10 protein-coding genes and 1 pseudogene are annotated in these 12,965 nt (G+C 68.5%); 5 read left to right on the top strand and 6 right to left on the bottom strand.

Annotated features, from left to right (window positions below; genetic code table 11):
* Positions 1-135: 135 nt before the first annotated feature.
* The 4 genes from eat (at position 136) to BMG07_RS09025 (ending at position 5,114) form a co-directional block, all read left to right on the top strand.
* Positions 136-1,554, top strand: coding sequence for an ethanolamine permease (gene eat, locus BMG07_RS09040; protein ID WP_198084267.1), 1,419 nt, complete (start codon positions 136-138; stop codon positions 1,552-1,554).
* Between the two features lie 25 nt (positions 1,555-1,579).
* The gene (locus BMG07_RS09035) at positions 1,580-2,974 is read left to right on the top strand and encodes an ethanolamine ammonia-lyase subunit EutB (RefSeq protein ID WP_198084266.1); all 1,395 of its coding nucleotides are present in this window, start codon (positions 1,580-1,582) and stop codon (positions 2,972-2,974) included.
* Positions 2,971-3,765 (top strand): ethanolamine ammonia-lyase subunit EutC, encoded by a 795-nt coding sequence (gene eutC, locus BMG07_RS09030; RefSeq protein WP_198084265.1) that lies wholly within the window; start codon positions 2,971-2,973, stop codon positions 3,763-3,765. The genes BMG07_RS09035 and eutC overlap by 4 nt, the downstream gene beginning before the upstream one ends.
* An 86-nt stretch (positions 3,766-3,851) precedes the next feature.
* Positions 3,852-5,114: an HAD family hydrolase gene (locus BMG07_RS09025; protein ID WP_198084264.1), complete on the top strand. Its 1,263-nt coding sequence runs from the start codon at positions 3,852-3,854 to the stop codon at positions 5,112-5,114.
* A 15-nt stretch (positions 5,115-5,129) separates the two neighbouring features.
* Here the strand turns inward: BMG07_RS09025 and BMG07_RS09020 are convergent, their stop codons facing one another.
* The 3 genes and pseudogenes from BMG07_RS09020 to BMG07_RS09010 all read right to left on the bottom strand — a co-directional run bounded on the left by BMG07_RS09020 (position 5,130) and on the right by BMG07_RS09010 (position 9,054).
* Positions 5,130-6,524 carry a cytochrome c gene (locus BMG07_RS09020; protein ID WP_198084263.1) on the bottom strand — a complete coding sequence of 465 codons (1,395 nt, stop codon included), beginning with the start codon at positions 6,522-6,524 and terminating at the stop codon, positions 5,130-5,132.
* A pseudogene (locus BMG07_RS09015) lies at positions 6,521-8,291 on the bottom strand (GMC family oxidoreductase). The gene BMG07_RS09020 and the pseudogene BMG07_RS09015 overlap by 4 nt, the downstream one beginning before the upstream one ends.
* 13 nt (positions 8,292-8,304) lie before the next feature.
* Complete coding sequence (locus BMG07_RS09010) at positions 8,305-9,054, bottom strand: gluconate 2-dehydrogenase subunit 3 family protein (RefSeq protein ID WP_198084262.1); 750 nt, start codon at positions 9,052-9,054, stop codon at positions 8,305-8,307.
* 169 nt (positions 9,055-9,223) lie between these two features.
* Between BMG07_RS09010 and BMG07_RS09005 the strand changes: the two genes are divergently transcribed.
* The gene (locus BMG07_RS09005; RefSeq protein ID WP_198084261.1) at positions 9,224-9,805 is read left to right on the top strand and encodes a peroxidase-related enzyme; all 582 of its coding nucleotides are present in this window, start codon (positions 9,224-9,226) and stop codon (positions 9,803-9,805) included.
* A 67-nt stretch (positions 9,806-9,872) separates the two neighbouring features.
* On the opposite strand, the gene BMG07_RS09000 is transcribed toward BMG07_RS09005, so the two are convergent.
* The 3 genes from BMG07_RS09000 to BMG07_RS08990 are packed head-to-tail and all read right to left on the bottom strand — an operon-like array spanning position 9,873 to position 12,942.
* A complete protein-coding gene (locus tag BMG07_RS09000) occupies positions 9,873-11,624 on the bottom strand; it encodes a phosphoethanolamine transferase (protein WP_198084260.1) in 1,752 nt (583 codons plus the stop codon).
* Between the two features lie 57 nt (positions 11,625-11,681).
* Positions 11,682-12,251 carry a phosphatase PAP2 family protein gene (locus tag BMG07_RS08995; RefSeq protein ID WP_198084259.1) on the bottom strand — a complete coding sequence of 190 codons (570 nt, stop codon included), beginning with the start codon at positions 12,249-12,251 and terminating at the stop codon, positions 11,682-11,684.
* On the bottom strand, positions 12,238-12,942 hold the full coding sequence (locus BMG07_RS08990) for a phosphatase PAP2 family protein (protein ID WP_198084258.1): 705 nt from the start codon (positions 12,940-12,942) through the stop codon (positions 12,238-12,240). The genes BMG07_RS08995 and BMG07_RS08990 overlap by 14 nt, the downstream gene beginning before the upstream one ends.
* Positions 12,943-12,965 lie beyond the last annotated feature (23 nt).

Here is a 12,965-nt window from a genome sequence, read left to right as displayed (position 1 = left end):
AAGTTGGAGAGGCCCCGATTATGGCCAGCGCCCATGTCGCGCCTGTAAGCCGATATTCCGGCGCGGCCTGTTCGTTGGAACAGCCCTTGCTTTGCTGAATGCGCACTGTCAACATTCACGCAGAGAGGAAGCCCCATGCATTCCACCGACGCCACGCCGGCGGCATCGTCCGCAACCGGCTCGGGCCACCTCAAGAAGGTGCTCGGCCCCCTCCAGCTCTGGGGCATTGCCGTGGGCCTCGTCATCTCGGGTGAATACTTTGGTTGGAGCTACGGCTGGAACACCGCCGGCACGCTCGGCTTCCTCGTCGCCACCGTGCTGGTGGCGACGATGTACACCACCTTCATCTTCAGCTTCACCGAACTCTCGACCGCCATTCCACATGCGGGCGGGCCCTTCGCCTATGCACGGCGCGCCTTCGGGCCGACCGGCGGTTTCGTCGCGGGCTTTGCGACGCTGATCGAATTCGTCTTTGCGCCGCCGGCCATTGCGCTGGCCATCGGCGCGTACCTCAACGTGCAGTTCCCGGGCATCAATCCGAAGTGGTTCGCGCTCGGTGCCTATGTGATCTTCATCGGGCTCAACTGGGTGGGCGTGGGCATCGCGGCGGCGTTCGAGTTGTTCGTCACCATTCTGGCCATCGTCGAGCTGCTGGTGTTCATGGGCGTGGTCACGCCGGGCTGGACCAGGGCCAATTTCGTGGCCAACGGCTGGGCCGGCGGCAGCGTGCTGAACGGCGCGGCCGTCTCGGGCATCTTCGCGTCGATTCCGTTCGCCATCTGGTTCTTCCTGGCCATCGAGGGCGCGGCCATGGCGGCCGAAGAAGCGCGCGACCCGCACCGCACCATTCCCATCGCGTACACCACGGGCATCGTCACGCTGGTGGTGCTGGCCTTCGGCGTGATGATCTTCGCGGGCGGCGTGGGCGACTGGCGCAAGCTCGCCAACATCAACGACCCGCTGCCGCAGGCCATGAAGACGGTTGTGGGCGACAACAGCGGCTGGCTGCACATGCTGGTGTGGATCGGCCTGTTCGGGCTGATCGCGTCTTTCCACGGAATCATCATGGGCTACTCGCGCCAGATCTTCGCGCTGGCGCGCGCGGGCTACCTGCCGCGCTACTTCGCCGGCCTGAGCCCGCGCTTCGACACGCCGCACCGCGCGCTGCTGGCCGGCGGCGTCATCGGCGTGGTCGCGATCTTCAGCGACGAGCTGGTGCAGTTCGGCGGGCAGACGCTCACCGCCAACATCGTGACCATGGCGGTGCTCGGCGCCATCGTGATGTACATGATCTCGATGGCCGCGCTGTTCAAGCTGCGCCGCAGCGAACCCGGCCTGCTGCGCACTTACCGCGCCCCCTTCTACCCCGTGTTCCCGGCCATTGCGCTCGGCCTGGGCGCGGTGTGCCTGGGTGCGATGGTGTGGTTCAACGGCATGCTCACGCTGCTGTTCATCGTGCTGATGGCCGCGGCGTACGGCTACTTTCTGCTGACCTCGGCGCAGCGCAAGGCGGCGGCGCCCGACGACATGCTTTCTTCGAGCACCACCGCCTGACAAGAAACAGGAACCGCAAAGACCGATGCGCTACAGCACCACCATCGCCGGCCAGGTCTTCAGCTTCGACGACCTCAAACAGGTCATGGCCTTCGCGAGCCCCGCGCGCTCGGGCGACTACCTGGCGGGCATCGGCGCGGCCACCGCGCAGCAGCGCATGGCCGCGCGCCACGTGCTGGCCGACACGCCGCTCAAGCAGTTCCTGACCGAGGCGCTGATTCCGTACGAGAGCGACAACATCACGCGCCTGATCATCGACAGCCACGACGCACAGGCCTTTGCGCCGGTGTCGCACCTCACGGTCGGCGACTTTCGCAACTGGCTGCTGTCCGACGCGGCCACCACCGACGTGCTCACCGCGCTGGCGCCCGGCCTCACGCCCGAAATGGTGGCAGCCGTGTCCAAGCTCATGCGCAACCAGGACCTGGTGTCGGTCGCCAGGAAGTGCTGCGTGGTCACGCGCTTTCGCGACACCATCGGCCTGCCCGGCCACCTCGCGGTGCGGCTGCAACCCAACCACCCGACCGACGACCTGCGCGGCGTGGCCGCCTCCACGCTCGACGGCCTGCTCTACGGCGCCGGCGACGCGGTGATCGGGCTCAACCCGGCGTCGGACAGCATGCCCGTGCTGGGCGACCTGCTGCGCATGCTCGACGAGGTGATCCAGCGCTTCGAGATTCCCACGCAAAGCTGCGTGCTCACGCACGTGACCAACACGCTGAAGCTCGCCGAAGCCGGCGCGCCGGTCGACCTGGTGTTCCAGTCGATCGCGGGCACCGAGAAGGCCAACCTCTCGTTCGGCGTCACACCCGAACTGCTCGACGAAGCCCATGCGGCCGCGCTGTCGCTCCAGCGCGGCACCGTGGGCGACAACGTCATGTACTTCGAGACCGGCCAGGGCAGCGCGCTGTCGGCCAATGCCAACTTCGGCGTCGACCAGCAGACCTGCGAGGTGCGCGCCTATGCGCTGGCGCGGCGCTACAGGCCGCTGCTCATCAACACGGTGGTCGGCTTCATCGGGCCTGAATACCTGTACGACGGCAAGCAGATCATTCGCGCGGGCCTGGAAGACCACTTCAGCGGCAAGCTGCTGGGCCTGCCGATCGGCTGCGACATCTGCTACACCAACCACGCCGAGGCCGACCAGGACGACATGGACACGCTGCTCGTGCTGCTGGGCACGGCGGGCATCAACTTCATCATGGGCATTCCGGGCGCCGACGACGTGATGCTCAACTACCAGAGCACGTCGTTCCACGACGCGCTGTTCCTGCGCCAGACGCTGGGCCTGAAACGCGCACCCGAGTTCGAGGCATGGCTGCAGCGCATGCAGATCACCGATGCTGCGGGCCGGCTCGCACCGCCCTCGTCCAACCGGCTGCTGGCCGACATGAGCGGGCTCGCCGCGCTGGCGCGATGAACGACTCGCCGCCACCGGTCACTCCCAACCCGTGGGCGCAATGGCGCTCGGCCACGCCCGCGCGGCTGGCGCTGGGCCGTGCCGGCGCCGGCATGCCGACCGACGAGACGCTGCGCTTCGGCTGGGCCCACGCGATGGCGCGCGACGCGATCCACGCCGCGCTCGATGTCGATGCGCTCGACGGCCTGCTGCGCGCCCAGCGCTGGGAGGTGGTGCATGCACGCAGCCGCGCCGCGGACCGCACCGCCTACCTGCGCCGCCCCGACCTGGGGCGGCAACTCGATGAAGACGACGCCACGCGCCTGCGCGGCGACCGGCGCTACGGCTGCGACGTGTGCATCGTGATCGGCGACGGGCTGTCTTCGCTCGCGGTCGCGCGCCATGCCGTGCCCCTGCTGGCGGCGCTGCGCTCGCGGCTGCCGCCGGACACGCGCTTCTCGCCCGTCGTCATCGCCACGCAGGCCCGCGTCGCGCTGGCCGACGAAGTGGGCGAGCTGTTCGGCGCGGCGCTGTCGGTCATGCTGATCGGCGAGCGGCCGGGCCTGAGTTCACCCGACAGCCTGGGCATCTACCTGACCCACACGCCCCGGCGCGGGCGGCACGACGCCGAGCGCAACTGCATCTCGAACGTGCGGCCCGAGGGCCTGCCTTACGAGGCCGCCGCCTTCAAGCTGGCATGGCTGATGCAAGAGTCCCTGCAACGGGGGCTGACGGGCGTGGCGCTCAAGGACGAGAGCGACCTCGCGGCGATCGCGCAGCAGCAGACACCACCTTCACCGCAGCTGCGCTGAGCGCCGGGTTGACCCCGAACTGTCACGCGCGTTTCGTACGCTCGTCATCTTTCGTTCATCGCTTGCAGCAAACACAGGAAACAACAATGCAACGTCGCCTCGTCCTTCTCACGCCGATCGCAGCCGCCCTTGTCACCGCCGGCTGCGCCAGCCTCTCGCCCGCCCAGGGCCTGACGCCCGGCCACTGGGACGCCTTCAACCGCGCGCAGATCGAAGGACTGATCGCCAGCCAGGGCAAGGGCAGCCCCGGCTACAACGCCGCCAAGCCGCCGTACGTGGTGTTCGACTGGGACAACACCAGCGTCTTCCTCGACATCGAAGAGGCCTCGCTGATCTACCAGCTCGAGAACCTCGTGTTCGGCGCCACGCCCGCGCAGCTCGAGACGGCGCTGCGCAAGAACATCCCGAAGAAAGACTTCCTGCCCGCGTACAACAACGCGGCGGGCCAGCCGGTCAACATCGACCTCGTGGTGCCCGACATCGTTGCCAGCTACACCTGGCTCTACCAGAACTACAAGGGCCTGAAGGGCGACCAGCCGCTGGCGGTGGTGGCCATGAGCCCGAACTACGGCGCCTTCATCACCAAGGTGCGCTATCTCTACGAAGCCATCGGCGACACCTTCGACCACGACACCGCCTACCCGTGGGTGACATACCTGTTCGCCGGCATGACCGAGGCGCAGGTGCGCAAGCTCACGGCCGACACGGTGGCGTGGCAGCTGAAGGAGCCGGTGGCCAAGGTCAAGTGGACCTCGCCGGCCGCGCTGCCGGGCCGTGCGGGCGTGGTGTCGGTGAGCTGGAAGAACGGCCTGCGCCTGCAGCCCGAAATGCAGGAGCTGTACGCGGCCTTTCGCAACGCGGGCTTCGACGTGTGGGTGTGCTCGGCGTCGTTCGTCGACGTGATCAGGGAAATCTCGTCGAACCCCGCCTTCGGCTACAACAACCCGGCCGATCGCGTGCTGGCCATGGAGCTGGAGCGCGACGCCAACGGCGTGATCCAGCCCGAGTTCCGCCGCGGCTACGACCAGACCCAGGGCCCCGGCAAGACCAAGAACATCCGCCGCTTCCTGGTGAGCAAGTACGGCTACGGCCCGAGCTTCGTGGCCGGCGACAGCGAAGGCGACCAGAACATGATGGCCGACTTCCCCGACACGAAGAAGGTGCTGATCGTCAACCGCCTGCGCGATCCGAAGACCGACATCGGCAAGTTCTCGGCCATGGCCGTGCAGAACCACGGCAAGGCCGACACGCGCTACCTGCTGCAGGGCCGCGACGACAACACCGGTTCGTGGGTGACGTCGCAGTTGCACACGCCGCTCGGCGCGACGCAGGGCAAGGCGCTGAAGTAGGCGCGCGGGGCGCGTTCAGGGCGCCTTCGCCGTCGCCACCGGCTTGAGCGAATCGCGCACCTTGGCCACCTCCGCCGCCGTCACGGCCCCGCCCTGGTTGCCCCAGCTCGAGCGCGCGAAGCTCAGCACGCTGGCCACGTCGGCATCGGTCAGGCGCCAGCCGAAGTCGGGCATGGTGATGGGCGACGGCGCCTTCGCGGTGCTCGGCATGGTGGCGCCGGCGAGCACCAGGCGGATCAGCGAGGTCGGGTCCTTGGCGTTCACCACGCTGTTGCCGGCGAGCGCCGGGAAGGTCTTGTTCGCCCCCGTGCCGTCGGAGCGGTGGCAGGCGTTGCAGTTGTTCAGGTAGACCATCGCTCCGCTGTTGCCCTCGACCGTGCCGTTGCGCAGCGCGAGCGCCGTTGGATGCTGCGGCGCGGCGGCGACCAGCGACGCCTGCGACGGCCCGGCCGGCTCGCCGGCCTTGGCGCCCAGCGATTGCAGATAGCTCGCCACCGCCTGCAGGTCTTGCGTCGACAGGTGCTGCGTGCTGTTCTGCACCACGTCGACCATCGCCCCGAAGGCGGCCGTGTGGCCGGTGCGCCCGGTCTGCAGGTACTGCACGATGTCTTCGGACGACCACTGCGCCATGGTCGGGCGGTCGGTGTGGCGCAAGGGCTGCGCATACCAGCCGTCGATGACCGCGCCCGACAGGAACACCTCGCCCTTGCGGTCGCTGGCCGCCTTGACGCCGCCGAGCATGCTGCGCGGCGTGTGGCAGTCGCCGCAATGGCCCAGCCCCTGCACGAGGTAGGCGCCGCGGTTCCACTCGGCGCTGCGCGCGGTCTCGCCCTGGTAGACGCCCTTGTCCAGGTAGAGCCAGTTCCAGCCGACCATCAGCCCGCGCATGCTGAAGGGCCACGGCAGGTCGGTGGCAGGCGGCTTCTGCGCGACAGGCTGCACGCCGTTGCGAAAGAAGATGAAGAGCGCGTGCATGTCCTCGTCGTTCACACGGGCGAACGACGGGTACGGCATGGCCGGGTAGAGGTGGTGGCCGTCCTTGGCGATGCCTTCGCGCAGCGCGCGCGCGAACTCGGCTTCGGTGTAGCCGCCGATGCCGGCCTCGGGGTCGGGCGTGATGTTGGTCGAGACGATGGTGCCGAACGGCGTCTTCATCGGGAGGCCGCCGCCGAAGGCCGGCTTGCCGGGCGCGGTGTGGCAGCTGACGCAGTCGCCCGCGCGCGCCAGGTAACGGCCGTGCTCCAGCACGGGGTCGGTGGATGCGGCGGGCGGCGTCGCATTCACCGCCGCGGGCGCTGAAGCAGCCGAGGGCGCATCCGCCTTCTGCGCCACGGCCCAGGCCCCGGCGCACAGCAGCACGACGGCCGCCGCCGCGCCGCCATAGACACGAGATGCACGGCGCGCGCTCATGCCAGCGCTCCCGGGTTCGCCAGGTAGCGCTCGCGGATCGCCTTGGCCGACCAGTACGCCAGCGCGCCCACCATGCCCGTCGGGTTGTAGCCGAAGTTCTGCGGGAAGGCGCTCGCACCCATCACGAACACATTGGGCACGTCCCACACCTGCAGGAAGCGGTTGACGGCGCTGGTGGTCGGGTCGGTGCCCATCGGGGCGCCGCCGGTGTTGTGGGTCGACTGGTAGTAGCGCACGTCGTAGTGCGCGCCGGCCTTCTGGAAGTTCATCTTCAGCTGCTTCGGCCCCATGGCCCGCGCGATCTGCTCGACCTTGGCGCCGATGAACTGCGTCATGGCCAGGTCGTTGGCCTTCCAGTCGAAGGTCATGCGCAACAGCGGCTGGCCGTGCACGTCCTTGTAGGTCGGGTCGAGGTCCAGGTAGTTGTCGCGGTAGGCCATCACCGAGCCTTGGCTGCCCACGCCGGCCTGGTAGAGGTAGTTTTCCTTCGCGGCCTTCTTCCAGCCCGCGCCCCAGCTCGGCGTGCCGGGCGCAGGCTCAGCTGCTGGATCGGCCGGCCACCGGTGTTGATGCAGTTGATGCTGGCGCCGCCCACGAAGCCGAGCGGGCCGTGGTCGAAGTTGTCGCCGTCGAAGTCGTCGATCACCGAGCCGCTGGCGCCCGCGCGACGAAGGGGTTCATCGGCTGGTCCTTGTCGAAGAACAGGCTGGCGCCGCCGTTGAGCTGGTAGGCGTAGTTGCGGCCGACCACGCCCTCGCCCGTGGCCGGGTCGTACTTCTTGCCGATGTTCGACAACAGCAGCAATCGCACGTTGTGGAATTGATAGGCGCACAGCACCACCAGGTCGGCCGGCTGCTCCACTTCGTTGCCCTGGGCGTCGATGTAGGTCACGCCGGTGGCGCGCTTGCCGTCGGGCGACATGTTCACGCGCAGCACGTGCGAGCGGGTGCGCAGCTCGAAGTTGGGCCGCTTCATCAGCACCGGCAGCAGCGTGGTCTGCGGCGAGGCCTTGGAGTACATGTAGCAGCCGTAGCGCTCGCAGAAGCCGCAGAAGTTGCACGGCCCGAGCTGCGCGCCATGCGGGTTGGTGTAGGCGCGCGAGGCGTTGGCGGCGGCCTGCGGAAACGGGTGGTAGCCGAGGTCGCGCGCGGCCTTCTCGAACAGCCTGGCGCTGTTGACCGAGGCCAGCGGCGGCAGCGGGAATTCGTTGGCGCGCGCGCCCTCGAAGGGGTTGCCGCCAGGCTGGATCTTGCCGCCGATGTTGCCGGCCTTGCCCGAGGTGCCGCAGATCTTTTCGAACTGGTCGAAGTGCGGTTCCAGCTCTTCGTAGCTCACGCCGAAGTCCTGGATGGTCATGCCCTCGGGAATGAACTTCTTGCCGTAGCGCTCTTCGTAGCTGCTGCGAATGCGCAGGTCGCTGGGCAGCGCGCGCCAGTGGTGGCCGTTCCAGTGCACGCCCGCGCCGCCCACGCCGTCGCCGGGCAAAAAGGACGCAAGCTGCCGGTACGGCACTGCAATTTCAGCCGGCGTGTGGCGGATGGTCACGGTCTCGCGCGAGAGGTTCTGGAACAGCTTGCCGCGAATGCCGTAGCTCAGTTCGTCGGTGATGCGCGGGTAGGCGAAGTCGGGTTGCGTGTCGCGGTTCTCGCCGCGCTCCAGCGCCAGCACCTTCAGGCCGGCGGCCGTGAGCTCGATGCCCATGATGGCGCCGGTCCAGCCGAAGCCGACCAGCACCGCGTCGACGCCGGGCTTCTTGATGTTTGCCATGTCGCCGCCCTCCTCAGCCCTGCGGGCCGGCGATGCTCACCGGCGGCAGGTTGTACTTGACGCCGGGGCGGTCGACCCAGTCGGCGTAGTCGGCACGCGCGCCGGGGAAGCCGATCATCTTCCAGGCGGCGGCGTTCTTGTTGCCGCCGTGGATGGGGTCGCTGAAGTAGCCCTCCTTGGTGTTCTGCAGCAGGAAGCCGAAGAAGTCGGTCGCGCCCACGCCGTCGAGCACGATGCCGCCGCCCTCCAGGCCCTTGAGCACCTCGTCCTGCTGCGCGGCCTCGAGCTGTGCGAAGACCTTGCCGGCAAACTGCTTGCGGCTGTAGGCGTCGACCGCCGCGATGCCCGCGCGGTACACCTCGCGCGGCGGCATCTTCTTCTGGTAGCCGAACAACGGCGACACCTCGACGAACGGCCCCTGCATGTACCAGGTGGCGGCGTGGCCGAAGGCGCCTTCCATCTGCCGGTCGATGAACTCGGGCACGCCGGCCTCGATGGCGCCGGGGCCGGTGTCGTCGGAAGGAATGAGCCGGGCCACCGCGGCCTGCACGAAGACCCACTCGGCGGCGTTGAAGTACACGGGTGTGTAGGGGGTGCCGGGCGGCGCCGCCGCGGCGGGGTTGGGTGCGGGAGCCGGTGGTGTGGCGGGCTGCGCCAGCGTCACGCCGGTGATGCCGCCGGCGCCGAAGGCCGTGGCGGCCGGCACGATGGCAATGGAGCGGCGCAGGAAGCCCCGCCGGTCGGGGTACGACTCGTCTTTCATCGCGTTGTGTGCGACGTGGGCGCCGCCTGTTGTTGTGCGAGCGTTCATCATGGCGGCGACGCGCGCCGGTCCATGTAGGAAAGCGGCTTGCCTATGATGGATGCGGCGCGGCGGCTTTCAGAATGCTTTCGAAGGCACCCGGCAACCCAACGACCACACAGGAGACGACATGACAACCCCTCGCTACCCGCTCGCCGAGCTCAAGGACCTGCCGGAGGACATCCGCACCCAGATTCTTGCGGTGCAGGAAAAGGCCGGCTTCGTGCCCAACGTGTTCCTCGGCCTGGCGCGCCGCCCGGCCGAGTGGCGCGCCTTCTTCGCGTACCACGACGCGCTGATGCTCAAGGAAGAAGGCTCGCTCACCAAGGGCGACCGCGAGATGATCGTCACCACCACCAGCGCGGCCAACCGGTGCCTGTACTGCGTGGTGGCGCACGGCGCGCTGCTGCGCATCTACGAGAAGAAGCCGCTGGTGGCCGACCAGGTGGCGGTGAACTACCGCAAGGCCGACATCACGCCGCGCCAGCGCGCGATGCTCGACTTTGCGATGAAGGTCTGCGACCGCTCGCACGAGATCGACGACAGCGACTTTCCACCGCTGCACGCCCACGGCTTCGACGACGAGGACATCTGGGACATCGCGGCCATCACCGCCTTCTTCGGCCTGAGCAACCGCCTGGCCAGCTTCAGCGGCATGCAGCCGAACAACGAGTTCTTCCTGATGGGGCGCCTGCCTCGCGAGAAGAAGTAGGCCCCGGGCACGGAGCGCGAGTGCGGGGCGTGGGCACGCCCCGTCACCGCGCCAGCAACGACCGAACTCAGCCCTTCGCGCGGCAGGACGCGAGCGCGTCCAGCGCGGGCTTGTAGGTCGGCGTGGTCACGTCCATCACGCCCAGCACCGTGTGGTACAGGTTGTCGTGCGTGAGCGGCGCGTCGAGCCCCGCCTCCATGCACGAACGCGAGAGCTTGCGCCGCTGGCTCATGCCGTCGCTGAACCACGTGACCATGGGCACGTGCTTCTGCGCCTCGGGCGCGAAGCTGTACGGCACGCCGTGCAGGAACAGGCCGTACTCGCCCAGCGATTCGCCGTGGTCGCTGACGTACAGCAGCGCCGGGTCGTACTGCTTCGACTGGGTCTTGAGCCAGTCGATGGTCTGGGCAAGGAAGCGGTCGGTCTGCACGATCGAGTTGTCGTAGACGTTCATCAGCTCGGCATGGCCGCACTCGGCCAGCGCGTTGGTCTTGCACTCGGGCAGGAAGCGCTTCACGTCGGGCGCCGAGCGCTTGTAATAGGCCGGGCCGTGGCTGCCCATCTGGTGCATGACCAGCACGATGCCCTTGGCGCGCCGCTCGGCCGGCAGCGCGGCGATGCGCTCGTCGAGGCCCTTGAGCATCACGTCATCGAGGCACTCGTCGCCGTCGCACAGCGCCTTCTTGGTGGCGGCGTCGAGCCCGACGAAGGCCGACGCATTCGGAATGCGCTCGCACACGCCCTTGCAGCCGGCCTGGTTGTCGAGCCAGAACACGGCCAGACCGGCGGCCTGCAGCACGTCGACCAGGGTTTCGTAGTCGTCCTTGCGCGACTCGTAGCCTTCCTTGCCCAGCGGCGAGAACATGCACGGCACCGAGGCCAGCGTGTTGGTGCCGCACGAGCGCACCTCGCGGTAGCTCAGCACGCCGCGCTTGGCCAGTTCGGGCGTGGTGTCGCGGGCATAGCCGTTGAGGGCGAAGTGGTCGGCGCGGGCCGTCTCGCCCACCACCACCACGAACAGCGGCGGCCGGGTCTGCGCGGCGTAGCTCGTGCCCAGCGCCGTGCCGGCGGTGATCGGAATCAGCTTGCCGCTGCGCTTGAACATCGGCTTGATGAACAGCGAGCCGGCCGAGTAGAGGCTCGCGATGGGGTTCATCATGTAGCGCAGGTGCACGTTGTTGCGCATCAGCGGCGCCAGCTCGCGGTTCATGGCCACGACCGTGCCCAGGGCCACCACCACCGACAGCACCAGCAGCAAGGCGTTGCGCCAGAGCTTGGAGAGAAAGCCCATCGGCAGAATGCGCACGCGCCACAGCACCAGGGCCGCGGGCAGCGTCACCACCAGCACGTTGAAGGCCATGCGCCAACTCATCAGGTCGCGCGCCTCGTTGGGGTCGGTCTGCAGCGCGTTGGCGATCATGGTCGGGTCCATCACCACGCGGTACGCGAGCATGTAGTGCTGGACCACCGCCGCCAGCACGACCACGGCCAGCCACACGGGCTTCATCCAGCGCGACCAGGCGGTGAACGACAGAATGGCCACCGAGCCGCACAGAGTGAGCAGGCTCATGGCCGCGATGGTGGACAGGTAGGTGCTGGGGCCGCCGCCGATGCGGGCCAGTTCGTTCCACAGCGGCCAGTTGGTGGTGAGCACGAGGTACAGGCTCAGCCACGCGACGACTGTCCCCGCGGAGCGGGGTCGCCCGAGCCACTGGTTGAAACGCGTCCACGGCGGCGCCGGTGGTGCGTTCAGCAGCGAGTCGGACTCGGAGAAATTCCCTTGTGAAGCAGGTACCGGATCAATGCGCAAAACAGACATCCAACTAATGTAGGAAGAGTGTCTGAAGATAGCCTGAATCACCCGTTCATGTCTGGTTCAGGCTCGCCGCACCCGCGATCTTGGCCGCGCAATCGGCACCGGCGCGACACGGAAACCCAGCGGCCGGCTGATGCCGCGCTCCACCACGATCGACACCAGCGCGCCGAGCATGGCCGCCGCGACCACGTCGGAAGGAAAGTGCAGCCCCAGGTACAGGCGGCTCCACGCCACCGTGGCGGCCAGCGCCAGCGCCGCCAGCATGGGCGCGCGCCAGGGCAGGCACCACAGCGAGAAGGCGGCGGCGAAGGTGCCGGCCGCGTGCAGGCTCGGGAAACCCGGCCGGGCGCCCTGCGGCACCCACTGGATGCCCAGGCCGTAGAAGGCGGGCCGGGGCATCGGGAACAGCCCGCGAATCGCGTTCACGATCAGCCAGACGGCCAGAACACTGATCATCGCGGTGAAGAAAGCGTGGCGCCAACGCCGGTCGACCAGCGCGCCGGCGCCCATGACCAGCGCCAGCAGCGCGGGCAGGAAGTCGGAGGCGAAGCTTGCGAAACTCAGGCTCCATGCGGGCACTGAGGGGCCCGCATTGACCAGCCCGAACAGGGCGGCGTCAAGACCCTGCATGGGCGGGCACTGCCGGCTTCAGCACATGCGATCGCAGGCGCGTGACCGCCACGTCGATGGCAAAGCCCACCGTCCAGCAGATCCAGCCGGTCCAGAGGGTGTGGCTCATGTAGTGGGCGCCGCGGATCTGCTGCGACACGCCCAGCACCACCCCCGCGACCACCGCCACGCCGAGCCAGATGGCCGCCGCGCGGGCCGAAGCCCGGCGCAGCACGAAATACGCGCCCACATAGGCGAAGGCGGCGGACGCATGGCCGGCCGGGAAGCACCCGCCCGGTCCGCCGTCGGCCACGCCCCACGACCAGTGCGACACGTACCGCGCCACGCCGCCGAACTCCTTCAGGTCCCAGGGGCAGCTGGTGTCGCTGGCGTGCTTGAGCACGCTGACCGCAATCACCGCGGCCAGCACCGTCAGCGCCAGTTGCGCCCGGTCGCCGGTATTCAAGCGCCGCAGGACGCCGACCGGCCAACGGATCGCCACGAACAGGGCCGTGACCAGCGCCCAGCTCAGGTCGCGGGCGCCCTCATGCATGACATGGACCATGAAGGGGTTCTCGCGCCACGCAAACCCGAAGGGCGAGCCCGACAGGCGCGCCAGCGCCAGGTCCCAGCCGGTTGCGTCCCAAGCCAGCAATGCGGCCAGCGCAAAGAGGGTCAGCACCCCCAGGCGAAAATTCGGCGAACGAGTCATGAACGAAGGCAGGACTGAAAAAC

This window comes from Variovorax sp. E3 (assembly GCF_016082275.1).
GTDB lineage: Bacteria > Pseudomonadota > Gammaproteobacteria > Burkholderiales > Burkholderiaceae_C > Variovorax.
Note: the sequence above shows the minus strand (reverse complement) of the source record. Positions and strands in the feature narration are given on the sequence as shown.